Annotated in this window: 1 protein-coding gene; it reads right to left on the bottom strand. The window is 66.0% G+C overall.

What is annotated here, in order from left to right:
- On the bottom strand, window positions 1-296 hold a 296-nt coding region (locus ACZIRK_RS45610), incomplete at its 3' end, for a molybdate ABC transporter permease subunit (protein WP_474419901.1).
- Window position 297: the final 1 nt, after the last annotated feature.

The raw sequence follows: 297 nt of genomic DNA, 5'->3' as shown, positions 1-297 counted from the left end.
ATCGCAGCGAAGGCGTTGCGGATGGGCTGCACCATCAAAGGCAGCGCTGACAAAACCGATCCGACCACGAGCCCCGTAAAGGTGAAGGCGAGCGTGGCCCCGCCCCAGAGAGAGGCGAGAAGGCCACCCGGGCCGTTCGGGCCGAGCAGGGCCAGCAGATAGAAACCGATTACTGTTGGCGGCAGCACCAGCGGCAGCGCGATGATCGTGGCGACCGCCTCAGCCCAAAGGCTCTTCGAGCGCGCTATCCACCACGCGAGCGGCGTGCCAAGGACCAGCAGGATCACGGTCGTCAGG

It is taken from the genome of Bradyrhizobium sp. Leo114 (assembly GCF_055229415.2).
This window is presented reverse-complemented; position numbering and strand designations above follow the sequence as displayed.